At 63.3% G+C, this 13,768-nt stretch carries 14 protein-coding genes and 1 pseudogene; all 15 read left to right on the forward strand.

From position 1 onward, the window contains the following. Positions 1 to 267: pseudogene (locus VJR68_RS17610) on the forward strand (flagellar biosynthetic protein FliP); the annotation flags it as partial. 96 nt (positions 268 to 363) lie between these two features. After that, positions 364 to 633 (forward strand): flagellar biosynthesis protein FliQ, encoded by a 270-nt coding sequence (gene fliQ, locus VJR68_RS17615; protein ID WP_324149854.1) that lies wholly within the window; start codon positions 364 to 366, stop codon positions 631 to 633. Next, entirely contained in the window at positions 630 to 1,397 is a 768-nt protein-coding gene (fliR, locus tag VJR68_RS17620; RefSeq protein ID WP_324149855.1) for a flagellar biosynthetic protein FliR, read from the forward strand. Before fliQ ends, fliR begins: the two co-directional genes overlap by 4 nt. 107 nt (positions 1,398 to 1,504) lie before the next feature. Next, positions 1,505 to 2,659, forward strand: a complete 1,155-nt coding sequence (gene flhB, locus VJR68_RS17625; protein WP_324149856.1) for a flagellar biosynthesis protein FlhB — start codon at positions 1,505 to 1,507, stop codon at positions 2,657 to 2,659. Between the two features lie 178 nt (positions 2,660 to 2,837). Continuing rightward, a complete protein-coding gene (gene flhA / locus VJR68_RS17630) occupies positions 2,838 to 4,928 on the forward strand; it encodes a flagellar biosynthesis protein FlhA (RefSeq protein ID WP_324149858.1) in 2,091 nt (696 codons plus the stop codon). 33 nt (positions 4,929 to 4,961) lie between these two features. After that, positions 4,962 to 5,240, forward strand: a complete 279-nt coding sequence (locus VJR68_RS17635) for a hypothetical protein (RefSeq protein ID WP_324149859.1) — start codon at positions 4,962 to 4,964, stop codon at positions 5,238 to 5,240. Next, the gene (gene flhF, locus VJR68_RS17640; protein WP_324149860.1) at positions 5,237 to 6,589 is read left to right on the forward strand and encodes a flagellar biosynthesis protein FlhF; all 1,353 of its coding nucleotides are present in this window, start codon (positions 5,237 to 5,239) and stop codon (positions 6,587 to 6,589) included. Before VJR68_RS17635 ends, flhF begins: the two co-directional genes overlap by 4 nt. A gap of 20 nt (positions 6,590 to 6,609) precedes the next feature. Then, the gene (locus VJR68_RS17645; protein ID WP_324149861.1) at positions 6,610 to 7,533 is read left to right on the forward strand and encodes a MinD/ParA family ATP-binding protein; all 924 of its coding nucleotides are present in this window, start codon (positions 6,610 to 6,612) and stop codon (positions 7,531 to 7,533) included. A gap of 1 nt (position 7,534) precedes the next feature. Continuing rightward, positions 7,535 to 8,269, forward strand: coding sequence for an RNA polymerase sigma factor FliA (locus tag VJR68_RS17650; protein WP_324149862.1), 735 nt, complete (start codon positions 7,535 to 7,537; stop codon positions 8,267 to 8,269). Between the two features lie 248 nt (positions 8,270 to 8,517). Further along, positions 8,518 to 8,925: a chemotaxis response regulator CheY gene (gene cheY, locus VJR68_RS17655; RefSeq protein WP_324149863.1), complete on the forward strand. Its 408-nt coding sequence runs from the start codon at positions 8,518 to 8,520 to the stop codon at positions 8,923 to 8,925. Then, complete coding sequence (locus tag VJR68_RS17660) at positions 8,922 to 9,563, forward strand: protein phosphatase CheZ (RefSeq protein WP_324149864.1); 642 nt, start codon at positions 8,922 to 8,924, stop codon at positions 9,561 to 9,563. The genes cheY and VJR68_RS17660 overlap by 4 nt, the downstream gene beginning before the upstream one ends. A gap of 2 nt (positions 9,564 to 9,565) precedes the next feature. Further along, positions 9,566 to 9,712: a hypothetical protein gene (locus VJR68_RS17665; protein ID WP_324149865.1), complete on the forward strand. Its 147-nt coding sequence runs from the start codon at positions 9,566 to 9,568 to the stop codon at positions 9,710 to 9,712. Beyond that, positions 9,712 to 11,709 carry a chemotaxis protein CheA gene (locus VJR68_RS17670; protein WP_324149866.1) on the forward strand — a complete coding sequence of 666 codons (1,998 nt, stop codon included), beginning with the start codon at positions 9,712 to 9,714 and terminating at the stop codon, positions 11,707 to 11,709. Before VJR68_RS17665 ends, VJR68_RS17670 begins: the two co-directional genes overlap by 1 nt. Positions 11,710 to 11,817: 108 nt before the next feature. After that, positions 11,818 to 12,558: a flagellar motor protein gene (locus VJR68_RS17675; RefSeq protein WP_324149867.1), complete on the forward strand. Its 741-nt coding sequence runs from the start codon at positions 11,818 to 11,820 to the stop codon at positions 12,556 to 12,558. Beyond that, the gene (motD, locus tag VJR68_RS17680) at positions 12,555 to 13,640 is read left to right on the forward strand and encodes a flagellar motor protein MotD (RefSeq protein WP_324149868.1); all 1,086 of its coding nucleotides are present in this window, start codon (positions 12,555 to 12,557) and stop codon (positions 13,638 to 13,640) included. Before VJR68_RS17675 ends, motD begins: the two co-directional genes overlap by 4 nt. Positions 13,641 to 13,768: the final 128 nt, after the last annotated feature.

Raw genomic sequence — 13,768 nt, forward strand, 5'->3', positions numbered from 1 at the left:
CCCTATGCCAGCAAGGATGACGTGCCGTTCCGCGTGGCGATGCCGGCATTCGTCACCAGCGAATTGAAGACCGCCTTCCAGATGGGCTTTCTGTTGTTCATCCCGTTCCTGGTGATCGACATCGTGGTGGCGAGCGTGCTGATGTCGATGGGCATGGCGATGGTATCGCCGTCGATCATCTCGCTGCCGTTCAAGATCATGTTGTTCGTGATGGTGGATGGCTGGTCGTTGCTGATGGGCACGTTGGCCGGGAGTTTCTACACATGATTCCGCAGCCCGTAGGTTGGGGTGCGAACCCCAACATCCTGATCCCGATAAGCATGGCGATGTTGGGGTTCGTACCCCAACCTACGGGGGCGAGTCATGACGCCTGAATGGGTGATCCACTTCGGCCAGCATGCGCTCTACATCGGCATGCTCGTCGCCGCGCCTTTGCTGCTTACCGCGCTGCTGGTCGGCCTGCTCGTCGGCGTGATCCAGGCGGCCACGCAGATTCACGAAATGACCTTGAGCTTCATCCCAAAGCTGCTGGCAATGGCGGCCGTGGGTTTGATCGCCGGCCCGTGGATGCTGCGCACGCTGGTGCAGTTCACGCACGACATCATTGTGGGGCTGCCGGGGGCGATCAAGTGACGATCGAGCTGGCCGCGTTGATCCATTGGCTGTCCGGCATGTTCTGGGCGCTGGGTCGCGTGGGCGGGTTCTGCATGGCGGCTCCGATCTTCAATGCGACGGTGATGCCCGCGCGCATTCGCGTCGCGATCACCCTCGTGCTCACGATGGTGCTGGCGCCGCTGGCACCGACGCAGATGGATCTGCTCAGCGCGTCCGGCGTGGCGACCATGGCCATGCAACTCCTGATCGGCGCCAGTATCGGCTTCGTGCTGCAGCTGGTGTTTCAGGCGGTGTCGTATGGCGGCATCTTGATTGGGCAAAGCATGGGCCTTGGCTTTGCCGAACTGATCAGCCCGACCAGCAACACCAGCGTGCCGGTGCTGGGCCAGTTCTACATGGTGATGGTGAGCCTGCTGTTCCTGGCGATGGACGGCCATTTGCAGGTGATCGAACTGCTCGCGGACAGTTTCCGCGGCCTGCCACCCGGCGTGGCCGGCATGGATAGCAAGTCTTTATGGCTGCTGGTGATGGCCGGCGGCGATCTGTTTGCCGGCGCATTGCGCGTGGCGTTGCCGGCGATGACGGCGCTGCTGCTGGTGAACGTCGGTTTTGCCGCGACCAGCCGGGCCTCACCGGCGATGAATCTGTTTGCGGTGGGTTTTCCGATCAGCATCTGCATGGGTTTCATCGCACTGTGGCTGGCGATGCGTGGATTGACCAGCGCGTACTCGGCGCTGCAATCCGTGGGTTGGGATGTCATGCGACATCTGGCGGGCTTATGAAAATGGGGATGGGGATTGCCCGCGTAGGTTGGGGTGCGAACCCCAACATCGCCATGTCCGTGCAACGCGCCATGTTGGGGTTCGCACCCCAACCTACGGGGTAGGCCATGGCCGAGACGGAGAACGAAGACCGCACCGAACGAGCGTCGGAAAAACGCCTGCAGGAAGCCCGCGAAAAAGGCGATATTCCACGCTCGCGCGACCTTTCCGGCGCGATGGTGGTGCTGGCCGGTGCGAGCATTCTGCTTTCGTACGGCTCCAGCATGTTCGCGCACATGCGGCATATCTACGGCCTGGGCCTGGATTATTCGCGCGATGCTTTGTTCAGCGATGCGCTGATGTCGCGCGCCTTGCATGCGGCACTCGGCGAGATGCTTGGCGTGTTGCTGCCGGTGTTCGCCGCGACGCTGATCGCCGCGGTGGGTTCGTCCGTGTTGATTGGTGGCTTGAGTTTCAGTTCGCAAGCCTTGGTGCCGAATTTCCAACGGCTTGATCCGATCTCCGGCCTTGGACGGCTGTTTGCGCTCAACGGGTTGATCGAGCTGGCCAAGTCGCTGCTGAAAGTCGCCTTTATCGGGGTTGCCTTGGTCGTTCTGCTGCGTCATGACGAAAACGCCGTGATGGCCACCGGGCGTGAATCGATCGGCGCGGGCGTCGGGCGTGCACTGACGTTGGTGGCGCACGCTGCACTTTTGTTTGCCGTGCTGCTGGGCGTGATCGGCGGCATCGATGCGCTATGGCAGCGGTTCGACTACGATCGCAAGCACCGCATGTCCAAGCAGGAATTGAAGGACGAGCACAAGGAAAGCGAAGGCGATCCGCATATCAAGGGCCGTATTCGCCAGATGCAGCAGCAGGTCGCGCGCCGGCGCATGATCCAGGAGGTGCCGAAGGCCGACGTGGTGGTGGTCAATCCCACCCACTTCGCGGTGGCGCTGCGCTATGACGATGCGCGCATGCGCGCGCCGCGCGTGGTAGCCAAGGGCCTGGACGTGCTGGCCATGCAGATTCGCCTGGTCGCCGATGCGCATCGCATCCCGCTGGTGGAGGCGCCGCCGTTGGCGCGCGCACTGTACGCCACCACCGAGATCGGCCACGAGATTCCGTCTGTGTTGTATGTCGCGGTCGCGCAGATTCTTGCTTACGTCTACCAGCTGAAACAGGCTACCGAGCGCGGCGGCCCGATTCCCGATGTGCCGCGGCCGGATATCGATCCGGAACTGCAAGGGCGTTACAGGCCAGGAACAGACGGCGCCGCATAAGCAACGGGCGAAGGCACGAAACCTGCAGTGGACACCAAGAGTGTGGCGCCGCGTCGGTTTTCCAGCGCGCAATGAGTAGGCTGGGATGACAATCCCAGCATCACTACGTTACTGGAAAGCTGGGATTGTCATCCCAGCCTACGTGTTGCCGCCAACCGTAAACCGATAAGGCACAGCCATGGCAACCGCAAGCGTTCTGGATACTTTCAAGCAGGTGAGCCGCCGCGGCGCAGGCGCGCCGATCGTGATGCTCGCCATGCTGGCGATGCTGATGCTGCCGTTGCCGCCGTTTGTGCTGGACATGCTTTTCAGCTTCAACATCGCGCTGTCGCTGGTGATCCTGCTGGCGGTGGTGTATGTGATGCGGCCGCTGGAATTCGCGGCATTCCCGACTGTGGTACTGCTTGCCACGCTGTTGCGCCTGGCACTCAACATTGCCTCCAGCCGCGTGATCCTGCTGCACGGCCACGATGGCGCTGGCGCGGCGGGCAAGGTGATCGAAGCGTTCGGCGAGTTCGTGATCGGCGGCAATTTCGCGGTTGGTCTGGTGGTGTTCGCCATCCTTACCATTATCAATTTCGTGGTGGTGACCAAGGGCGCCACGCGCGTGTCGGAAGTGACGGCACGCTTTACCCTGGATTCGATGCCCGGCAAGCAGATGGCGATCGACGCCGACCTCAATGCCGGTTTGCTGACGCAGGAACAAGCGCGCGAACGCCGCCAGGAAGTGCGCGAGGAAGCGGATTTCTACGGCTCGATGGACGGTGCTTCGAAGTTCGTGCGCGGCGATGCCACGGCCGGCATCCTGATCCTGTTCATCAACATCGTCGGCGGTTTCTTCGTCGGCATGCTGCAACACGGTCTTTCCGCGGGCGAGGCGGCGCGCACGTACACGCTGCTTACCATCGGCGATGGTCTGGTCGCGCAGGTGCCGGGCCTGATGCTGTCGATCGCCACCGCCGTGATCGTGACGCGTGTATCCAAGTCGCACGACATGGGCAAACAGGTGGTCGGCCAGGTGTTTGCGCAGCCGCGTGCGTTGGCGGTTGCCGGCGTGGTGCTGGGCACGATGGGCTTGATTCCCGGTATGCCGAACATCGCCTTCCTGATGCTCGGCGCGGTCTGCGGCGGCGCCTCGTGGTTGATGATCAAGCGCGAAAAGGAAGCCAAGGAGCGCGTGGCCAAAGCATCCGCCGACGCGTTGCCGGCGCCGGCCTCCACCGAGCGCCTGGAACTTGGCTGGGAAGACGTCGCCAGCGTCGATCCGGTGGGCCTGGAAGTGGGCTACCGGCTGATTCCGCTGGTGGACAAGAACCAGGGCGGCGAGTTGATGTCCCGCATCAAGTCGGTGCGCCGCAAGCTTTCGCAAGAATTGGGCTTTCTCGTGGCAGCGGTGCATATCCGCGACAACCTCGATCTGGGCCCCAACACCTATCGCATTTCGCTGATGGGCGTGCCGATGGGCGAGGCGGAGGTCTATACCGAGCGCCATCTCGCCATCAATCCCGGCCGCGTGCACGGCACGCTGCAAGGCGTGCCCACGCGAGATCCCGCGTTCGGGCTGGAAGCGGTGTGGATCGACAACAACCAGCGCGACCATGCGCAGGCGCTGGGTTATACGGTGGTCGATCCGGCCACGGTGATCGCCACGCATCTGTCGCACATCCTGCAGAACCACGCGCACGAGCTGCTCAGCCACCAGGACGCGCAGCAGTTGCTGGACCGCCTGGCGCAGACCGCGCCCAAGCTGGTGGAAGACCTGGTGCCCAAGCGTCTTTCGCTGGGCGTGGTGGTGAAAGTGCTGCAGAACCTGCTCGCGGAGCGGGTGCCGGTGCGCAATATGCGCACCATTGTCGAATCTTTGGCGGAGCACGCGAGCCAAAGCCAGGATCCCGGCGCTTTGACGGCCTATGTGCGTGTCGCACTTGGCCGTCAAATTGTGCAGGAGATCGCAGGTTTGGGTACGGAAATACCGGTATTGACCCTCGCCCCGGAGTTGGAACAGATCTTGCTCGGATCACTCTCGAGCAGCGGTGCCGCCGGCGCAGCCGTGGAACCAGGGCTCGCCGATCGCCTGCAGCAAAGCGTCGCCGAAGCGGCGCGGCGGCAGGAGGCAAACGGCGAACCGGCGGTGATGCTGGTGCAACCGCAACTGCGTCCGTGGCTTTCGCGCTTCACGCGCCACGTGGCTCAGAACCTGCATGTGCTGGCCTACAACGAAGTTCCGGATAACCGTCGCGTGCGGCTCGTGCAAGCGATTGGTCGGTGAGAGAGGAAGAGGGGTGAGATGGTGAGGCAGGCGATGACATTGAAGCTGCAAGCTTTGCTTTCTTTCTTTGCTGGGCGCCAGCAAAGAAACGAGCACGCACGTTCTTGCCTCACCGTCATTCCGGCGAAAGCCGGAATCCAGTTGAACATGCGTCCGAAGGACACGGCATTTTTTATGTTGAGTGCTGCGCACAACGTATTTGCACTGGATTCCTCGCTCCTCAAAGCCGAGCACATCCATGTGCTCTCCCCGCGTGCCGGCTTTCGCCGGAATGACGAGCGCTTCGATTTGGCAGTGGGGAGCCCCACATGAAAATCAAACGCTTCATCGCCCCTGACATGCGCCAGGCCATGCGCGACGTACGCGCCGAGCAAGGCGCCGACGCGGTGATCCTTTCTACGCGCCGCCTGGAAGAAGGCATCGAGATCATCGCCGCCGTCGACTACGACGAAACGCTGATGCGCGAAGCGGCACGCGTCAACGCGCCGGCATCCGTCGCCGCACCTGCACCCGCACCCACCAAAGCGCCGGTGAAGGAAGCAGCAAAGGAAACGGTGAAGGAAACGCCAAAAGAACGCCTCAAGGAAATCGCCAGGGAAGCGACCAAGGAACCGGCCAAGGAACCGCGCGCAGCCATACCGCCGCCGCCACCTCCGCCGCCATTGCCGCTACCGGCCACTGAACTGGCCGCGCTGCAGCCGGTGTTCGAACAGCAGGCGCTGGAAACCGCGCGCATGCGTACCGAACTCGGCGGCCTGCGCCAGCTGCTCGAGCAACAGCTTTCCAGTCTTGCGTGGAACGACATGGAGCGCCGCAGCCCGATGCGCGCCCGCGTGCTGCGCGACATGTCGCGCCTGGGTATCGACACCGACGTGGCGCGCCAGTTGATCGATGATCTTCCCGAAGAAATCAATGCCGATCAGGCGCGCTATCTGCCGCTGGGTTTGCTCAGCCGCAGCTTGAAGGTGAGTGGCCGCGCGCTGGCCGATGTATGCGGCGTGATCGCACTGGTCGGTCCGACCGGTGTGGGCAAGACCACCACCATCGCCAAGCTCGCCGCCTGCGCGGTGATGCATCACGGTCCGAACAAAGTCGCGCTGGTCAGCACCGATCATTACCGCATCGGCGCGGCCGCGCAGCTCGAACACTACGGCCGCCTGCTCGGCGTGCGCGTGTATCCCGCCTACGATGCGGTGGGCCTGGCGCAGACGCTGCACCTGCTGCGCGATCACCACACCGTGCTGGTCGATACCGCAGGCGTGGCCGGCAACGATCCGCGTCTGCAGCAGCAGATGGATGTGTTGCGCGAAGCTGCCGCCCACGGCGCGACGACGTTGCGCGCTTGTCTGGTACTGGGCGCGAACGCGCAGGCGCCCGCGCTGGACGATTCGGTGCGCGCGTATCTGCCGCTGAAGCCCAGCGTATGCATCGCCACCAAGCTCGACGAGGCACCGAGCCTGGGCGGCCTGCTTTCCGTGTTGATCCGTCACCGCATTCCGTTGGACTGCACCACCGATGGTCAGCGTGTTCCCGAAGACATCAGCGCCGCCGATGCGCGCGTGCTGGTATGCCGCGCCGCGCAGCAGCAGCGCCGGCTTGGCTTCGCCGGCGAAGACCTGGACATGGCTGAGCGTTTCGGCATGGCGGTGGCGGGCCTATGACTACGAACGAGGCTTTGCACGTGAACCAGGCAACCGGTTTGCAAAATCTGTTTTCCGCCACCCGCAACCAGCGGGACGAACTCGACGTCTTCTCCCAGGCAGCCAGTTTGCGTCCAGTGGTACCGCGCGCGCGCATCACCCGCACGATTGCGGTGGCGGGCGGCAAGGGCGGCGTGGGCAAGACCACCGTCGCGGTGAATCTCGCGATGGCCATGGCGATGGCCGGCCGCGAAGTGATGTTGCTGGACGCCGACATGGGCGTCGCCAACGTGGACGTGCAGCTCGGCCTTAATCCGCCGCGCCACGTCGGGCACATGCTGGAAGGCTTGTGCACGCTGCAGGATCTGATCATTCCCGCGCAGCACGGTTTGAAAGTGGTGCCGGGCGGTTCGGGCGTACGCCGGCTGGCCAAGATGGGCAACGGCGAACACGCCGCGGTGATCCGCGCGTTCGACGAATTGCGTCAGCCGCCGGAATTCCTGGTGGTGGATACCGCTGCGGGCGTGGCCGACAACGTCGCCATGTTTGCCGCAGCGTCTGACGACGTGGTGATCGTGGTGTGCGATGAACTCGCCTCGCTCACCGATGCGTATGCCTTGATCAAGATTCTCGCCCACGAGTTCGGCGTGCGGCGCTTCCATATCGTCGCCAACATGGTTCGCCAGGCGAGCGACGCCAAGAAATTATTTGAAAAACTCGCGCGCGTGTGCGGGCGCTTCCTCGATATCGCGCTCGACTACATGGGCATGGTGCCGCACGACGAGTGGCTGCGGCAGGCGATCCGGCGCCAGGGCGCGGTGGTCGACCTGTGGCCATCCAGCCGTGCGGCGGTGGGATTCAAGCAATTGGCAGGTGCGGTCGATACATGGGGAAAACCCGCGTACCCGGACCTCGGCCGAATTGCTTTTTTCAGCGGGCAGAGCCTGCCGGCTGCGGGGTGGTGACATGAATGTGGCTTCGGGATATCTGCAGCTGCAACGCGAGGACGCGGACCAACTGGTGCGCAAGCATGCGCCGCTCGTGCGGCGGATCGCTTATCACCTGATGGGCCGCTTGCCGCCGAGCGTTGACGTGGGAGATTTGATGCAGGCGGGCATGATCGGCTTGTTGGAGGCGGCGCGAAACTTTACGACCGATCGCGCGGCCAGCTTCGAAACGTATGCGGGCATCCGCATCCGTGGCGCGATGCTGGACGAACTCCGGCGCACCGATTGGACCCCGCGCTCGGTACACCGCAAGGTGCGCGAAGTCGCGGAGGTGACGCGGCAGATTGAAAACGAAACCGGTGCCGATGCGGACAGCGCCGAGGTGATGAAGCGACTCGGCATGACCGCCGAGGAGTATCACCAGGTGCTGTCCGACGCGACCAGTGCGCGGTTGCTGAGCCTGACGGCGCCCGATGACGGCGAAGGCGGCGAAGCCGGCGCGCTGGACGTGATCGATCACGACAACCTGGGCCCGCAGGCCAGCTTCGAACAGGAAAACCTGAGCGAAGCGTTGGCCGAAGCGATCACGACGCTGCCGGAGCGCGAACAACTGGTGATGTCCCTGTACTACGAGCAGGAGATGAACCTGAAAGAAATCGGCATGGTGCTCGGCGTGACGGAATCGCGCGTGTGCCAGATCCACGGCCAGGCACTGGTCCGGCTGCGTGCTCGCATGGGCGACTGGCGCGGCTAGCAACAACGAACGAGAAGGAGCAGGCAACGAGTTTTACAACCGCAACACATACAACCCGTGCACCGATGGTGTGCGCCTCTTTCTTCGGAAGAGGGCTTCCGGGCAGTCAAGGTTGGCAGCGCGTCCTGGCATCGCCGACCTGGAAACACCCGAGGAACCTTCTTCCGAAGGACAGAAGAAACACCGACGGTTCGCACCTCACTCGTTTCTCATCTCCCCCTCGTTTTCAAAGCCTCTGGAGAACGTGTTTGGACAAGAACATGAAAATTCTGGTGGTGGACGATTTCTCCACCATGCGGCGAATCGTTCGCAACCTGCTGGTCGAACTGGGTTTCAACAACCCGCTCATCCAGGAAGCCGACGACGGCAACAACGCCTTGGCGATGCTCAAGGCCAACAGCTTCGACATGGTCGTGACCGACTGGAACATGCCGAACATGACCGGCATCGAGCTGCTGCAGGCGATCCGCGCCGAGCCCAAGCTGAAAGGCTTGCCGGTGCTGATGGTCACCGCCGAAAACAATCGCGAGCAGATCATCGCCGCCGCCCAGGCCGGCGTGAACGGCTACATCGTCAAACCTTTTACGGCGAACACGCTCAAGGAAAAGCTGGACAAGATCTTCGAGCGCCTGGCCGCCAGTGGAGCTTCCGCATGAATGCCGTGACCGTTCCCGTCAACGAGGCGCTTCCGCCCGAAGTGCTCGATCTGCTCAACAGCAAGGACGGCGCCGCGTTCGAGCAAGCGCTCGACGCCATGGTGCGCCAGCGCGAACAGCATCTGTTCCGCGCGCTCGGCGTGCTGGCGCGTGACCTGCATGGCGCGGTGAGCCGCCTAGGCAGTGACCTCGCCAACGAAGGCGTGCCCGACAGCATGGTCGATGCGCGCAACTACCTGGCCGAAGTGCTGGAGATGAGCGCGCAGGCTGCGCACCGCAGCCTGGATTTCGTCGACCGCATTCGCCCCGAAGCGGAAGCGCTGTCCAATAACGCCAAGGCCGTGCTGGATTTCAACAGCGGCGAAACCGATCCGGCCGCGGTGCTGGCACGCCAGGCACACGTGTTTGCCGGCGCCTGCAGCGAAGGGCTCAACGACATGGTGCTGGTGCAGTCCTGGCAGGACCTGGCCGGCCAGCGCGTGAAGAAAGTGGTCGGCTTTATCGAAAGCGTGGAATCGTCGCTGCTGGAACTGGTGCGCCTCACCGGTGCGCTCGCCGGGCGCGAAGCGCCGGTGGAAGTGGCGAAGGTGCATAGCCAGGATGAAGTGGATCGTCTGCTGAGTGAGTTCGGGTTCTGAGCATGCGTTTGATGCTTGCCTCATCGCCCTTGGCCGTCATTCCCGCGAAAGCGGGAATCCATATTGCTCTTATGCAAAAAGCGAAAATGGATTCCCGCTTTCGCGGGAATGACGGCAGGAAAGAGGCCAGCATTGAGGAAACCCATTGATGGATTCGAACCTTGACAGCGAACTGCGTGACGATTTCCTGGTCGAGGCCGGGGAATTGGTGCAACGCCTCGGCGAACAGCTGATCGAGCTGGAAGCCTCGCCGCACGATCGCGAATTGCTCAATGCCGTGTTCCGCGTCTTTCACACGGTGAAGGGTGGTGCGGGTTTTCTCGGCATCGAGCCGATGGTGCAGCTGTGCCATTGCGCCGAGGAATTGCTCAACGACGCGCGCAACGGCCGCCTGGTGCTGAACTCCACGCACATGGATGCCTTGCTCGAAGCACTGGATCTGCTCAATGTAATGATGGCTGCGCTGGCGAACGGCGACGCGATGTCACCGCCACCCGCGGCGTTGCTGGAAAAATTGCAGCCTACGGTGGAAAACGCGGCATCGGTTGCCGAACCGGCCAAGCCCGCGCGTTCCGCCGATCCCATCGAAGCGGAATTCGAAGCGCTGCTCGACACGCTGTACGGCCAGGGCGGTGCGCCGGGTGCAACCAAGCACGTCTCCAACGACATCAACGACGACGAATTCGAAAGCCTGCTCGACACGCTGCATGGCAAGGGTGGCGCGCCTGGTGCTGCAACCATGGCGGACGACTCCCATGCCCCGTCGCCCCGGCGAAAGCCGGGGCCCAGCGACGTCGAGGCCGACAAGTCACTGGGCCCCGGCCTTCGCCGGGGCGACGAGTCCAAGGAAATCAGCGACGACGAGTTCGAGGCTTTGCTGGACAACCTGCACGGCAAGGGCGGTGCCCCAGGCGCTGCCGCCCCGGTCCCGGCTCCAGCACCGCCGCGGACTCCCAGCAAACCCCCCGCCACCGAAAACACCGTTCGCGTCGATACCACGCGACTGGATACCTTGGTCAGCCGCGCCGGTGAACTGGTGCTGCTGCGCAACCGCCTGTTGAGCCTGGCTTCGCGCAGCGACAATGAATCGCTGGCGGCGATGGCCGGCGATCTCGACCGCGTGTCCGACGATCTGCAGAATGCCGTGCTCGGCATGCGCATGCAGCCGGTCGGCCGTCTGTTCCAGCGCTTTCCGCGCATCGTGCGCGACCTCGCGCGCCAGCTCGGCAAAGAGATCGAACTGATCACCGAGGGCGAAGAAACCGATCTCGATCGCAGTCTGGTCGAAGCCTTGGCCGATCCCTTGATCCACCTGCTGCGCAATGCGGTCGACCACGGCCTGGAAGATCCGGCCGGACGCGAGCGCGCCGGCAAGCCGCGCAAAGGCAAGGTCACGCTATCGGCCAGCCAGCGCGGCGAACGCATCGTGATTTCCGTCAGCGACGACGGTCGCGGCATGGATCCGGAAGTACTCCGTCGCAAAGCGGTGGAAAAAGGCGTCATCGACGCGACGCAGGCTGCGCGCCTGTCGGAAGTCGAATGCTATGAATTGATTTTCCGTCCCGGCTTCAGCACGGCGGCGCAGATTTCCGATATTTCCGGCCGCGGCGTCGGCATGGATGTGGTGAAAACGCGCGTGGCCGAACTCGGCGGCACGCTGCAAGTGCATTCGCGTCTTGGATCCGGCAGCACGCTGGAACTCACCGTGCCACTCACGCTGGCGATCCTGCGCGTGCTGATGGTGCGCGTGGGCGATCGTCTGTTTGCATTGCCGCTGGGCAACGTCAGCGAAGTGTTCGAACTTAAGTCCCAGCACGACCACATGCTCGATGGCCGCCGTGTCGCTGCGCATCGTGGGCGTGCGTTGGTGCTGGGCGATCTGGGTGATTGGGCTGGTGTTGCAGGTCCCGGTGGGCGCCACGTCGTGGTGTTGCACGTGGGGCACATGCATCTGGGGTGCCTGGTGCACGAAGTGATCGGCCGCGAAGACGTGATGGTGAAGCCGCTGGGGCCGTTGTTTGAAGGCGTGCCGGGTGTGGCGGGTGCGACAGTGACGGGTGACGGACGGCTTGCGCTGGTGTTGGATCTTGCGGCGTTGTCGCAAGAGGGTGGCAGCTTGCTTCCCTCGCTGAAGGTGTCCGCATGATGACCTTCACCGTAGGTTGGGGTGCGAACCCCAACATCTCCTGCTCCACGAAACACGCAATGTTGGGGTTCGCACCCCAACCTACACATCGTGATCGGAAGCGTTGATATGGACGTCGTAAGCATCGCCGGCACCATCCTCGCCTTCGTCGTGCTGATCGTCGGCGCGATCCTCAAGGGCACCGACGTTTCCGCATTGTGGAATCCGGCAGCCTTCGTGATCGTGTTCATCGGCACCATCTCCGCGTTGCTGCTGCACACGCAAGGCAAGGTGCTCAAACGCGCGGCGGGCATGCTGAAAATGGTGTACAAGCCGCCGCAACTGCATCCCTCCGACTTGATCAGCCGCGTGATCGGCTGGAGCGAAATCTCGCGTCGCCAGGGCCTGCTCGGGCTGGAGCCGCACATCGATGCGGAAGACGATCCGCTCGTAAAAAAAGGGCTGCAATTGCTGGTCGACGGCAGCGAACCCGAAGCGATTCGCACCGTGCTGGAATTGGAAGTGGCCACGCGCGAGCACGTCGACCTACAGGCCGCGAAGGTGTACGAACAAGGGGGCGTGTATTCGCCGACCATGGGCATCATCGGCGCGGTGCTGGGCCTGATGGCGGTAATGCGCGATCTCACCGATCCGGCCAAGCTCGGTCACGGCATCGCCGCGGCCTTTGTCGCCACCATCTACGGCATCAGCCTGGCCAACCTCTTGCTGCTGCCGATCGGCGCACGGCTGAAAGCGTTGATCAACAAGCAGACGCAGGTGCGTGAAATCCTGATCGAAGGCTTGATCTCGATTGCCGAAGGCGACAATCCGCGGCAGATCGAAAGCAAGCTGCAGGGCTATCTCGTATGAGACGCCGGCACAAGCACGAAGAACATCCCAACCACGAAGCCTGGGTGATTCCGTACGCGGACCTGCTTACGCTGCTGCTGGCGCTGTTCGTGGTGCTGTATGCGATGTCCAGCGTCAACACCACCAAATATCGCGCGCTGGCGCAGGCGATCTCGTCGGCGTTCAACGGTTCGCGCGCGGTGATCCAGCCGGTGACGCCGAACGCGCCGCAATCGAGCACGCCGGTGCCGACCACCAAGCCGGCGCCGATTCCACGCACGCCGCTTTCGCAGATCCTGCTGCCGGTGTTGTCGCAACACATCGCCACGCCCAATACCGCGCAAGGCACGCCATCCGACCAGAACAAGACCAAGCTGAGCGAAGAGCAGCAGAATCTGGAACGCATCCGCAACGAAGTGGAGCGCGCGCTGCAGCCGCTGATCGACAAAAACCTCGTGGTGGTGCGGCGTACGCCGAACTGGCTGGAAATCGAGATTCGCACCGACATTCTGTTTCCGAGCGGCGTTGCCACCTTGTCGCCGTCGGCCACGCAGGTGCTGACCAGCCTCGGCGACATCCTGGCGCCGTTCGGCAATCCGTTGCGCGTGGAAGGCTATACCGACGACATGCCGATCAATACGGCCGTCTATCCTTCCAATTGGGAATTGTCCGCCGCGCGTGCCGCGAGCGTGGCACGCCTGTTTGCCGAACACGGTGTCGATCCGGACCGGCTCGGCATCGTCGGCTGGGGGCAGTATCGCCCTGCCGCCGACAACACCAGCGTCGATGGCCGCAACAAGAACCGCCGCGTGCTGGTGGTGGTACTGAGCGACAAGGCGGCGCCGCGCCGCTTCTACACCAATAGCGACCAGATCAATCAGACCGCCGACGCCACCTTCGATGCGACGGACGATCAGCATGCATCGCCTGCGCCGTCACCCTCCGTGGCTGCGCAACCCGCAACGCCTGTGCAGACGGCGCCGCTCGTGGTCACGCCACCGCCTGCGCTGCCGGCGCCGCAAGTCATCACTCCGATCGCGTCGCTGATCACTACGCCCGAGGCGTCGACGTCCCATGCGACTGCGCCCGACAACAAGGGATAATGCATGAGCCCCGTCGCCAATCTCGAAACCATCGCTCGCGAACCGTGGCTCTCCTTTCAATTGGACGGCCAGCACTACGCCGTACTGCTCAGCCGCGTGAGCGAAGTCATCCGCGACACCACGCCCAC

Source organism: Dyella sp., assembly GCF_035277725.1.
Lineage (GTDB): Bacteria > Pseudomonadota > Gammaproteobacteria > Xanthomonadales > Rhodanobacteraceae > Dyella_B.

Excerpts from the sequence above, each read along its gene's own strand:
- fliQ (WP_324149854.1), top strand. The coding sequence starts at position 364 with ATGACGCCTGAATGGGTGATCCACTTCGGCCAGCATGCGCTCTACATC.
- flhB (WP_324149856.1), top strand. The coding sequence starts at position 1,505 with ATGGCCGAGACGGAGAACGAAGACCGCACCGAACGAGCGTCGGAAAAA.
- flhA (WP_324149858.1), top strand. The coding sequence starts at position 2,838 with ATGGCAACCGCAAGCGTTCTGGATACTTTCAAGCAGGTGAGCCGCCGC.
- VJR68_RS17635 (WP_324149859.1), top strand. The coding sequence starts at position 4,962 with ATGACATTGAAGCTGCAAGCTTTGCTTTCTTTCTTTGCTGGGCGCCAG.
- flhF (WP_324149860.1), top strand. The coding sequence starts at position 5,237 with ATGAAAATCAAACGCTTCATCGCCCCTGACATGCGCCAGGCCATGCGC.
- VJR68_RS17650 (WP_324149862.1), top strand. The coding sequence starts at position 7,535 with ATGAATGTGGCTTCGGGATATCTGCAGCTGCAACGCGAGGACGCGGAC.
- VJR68_RS17660 (WP_324149864.1), top strand. The coding sequence starts at position 8,922 with ATGAATGCCGTGACCGTTCCCGTCAACGAGGCGCTTCCGCCCGAAGTG.
- VJR68_RS17665 (WP_324149865.1), top strand. The coding sequence starts at position 9,566 with ATGCGTTTGATGCTTGCCTCATCGCCCTTGGCCGTCATTCCCGCGAAA.
- VJR68_RS17670 (WP_324149866.1), top strand. The coding sequence starts at position 9,712 with ATGGATTCGAACCTTGACAGCGAACTGCGTGACGATTTCCTGGTCGAG.
- VJR68_RS17675 (WP_324149867.1), top strand. The coding sequence starts at position 11,818 with ATGGACGTCGTAAGCATCGCCGGCACCATCCTCGCCTTCGTCGTGCTG.
- motD (WP_324149868.1), top strand. The coding sequence starts at position 12,555 with ATGAGACGCCGGCACAAGCACGAAGAACATCCCAACCACGAAGCCTGG.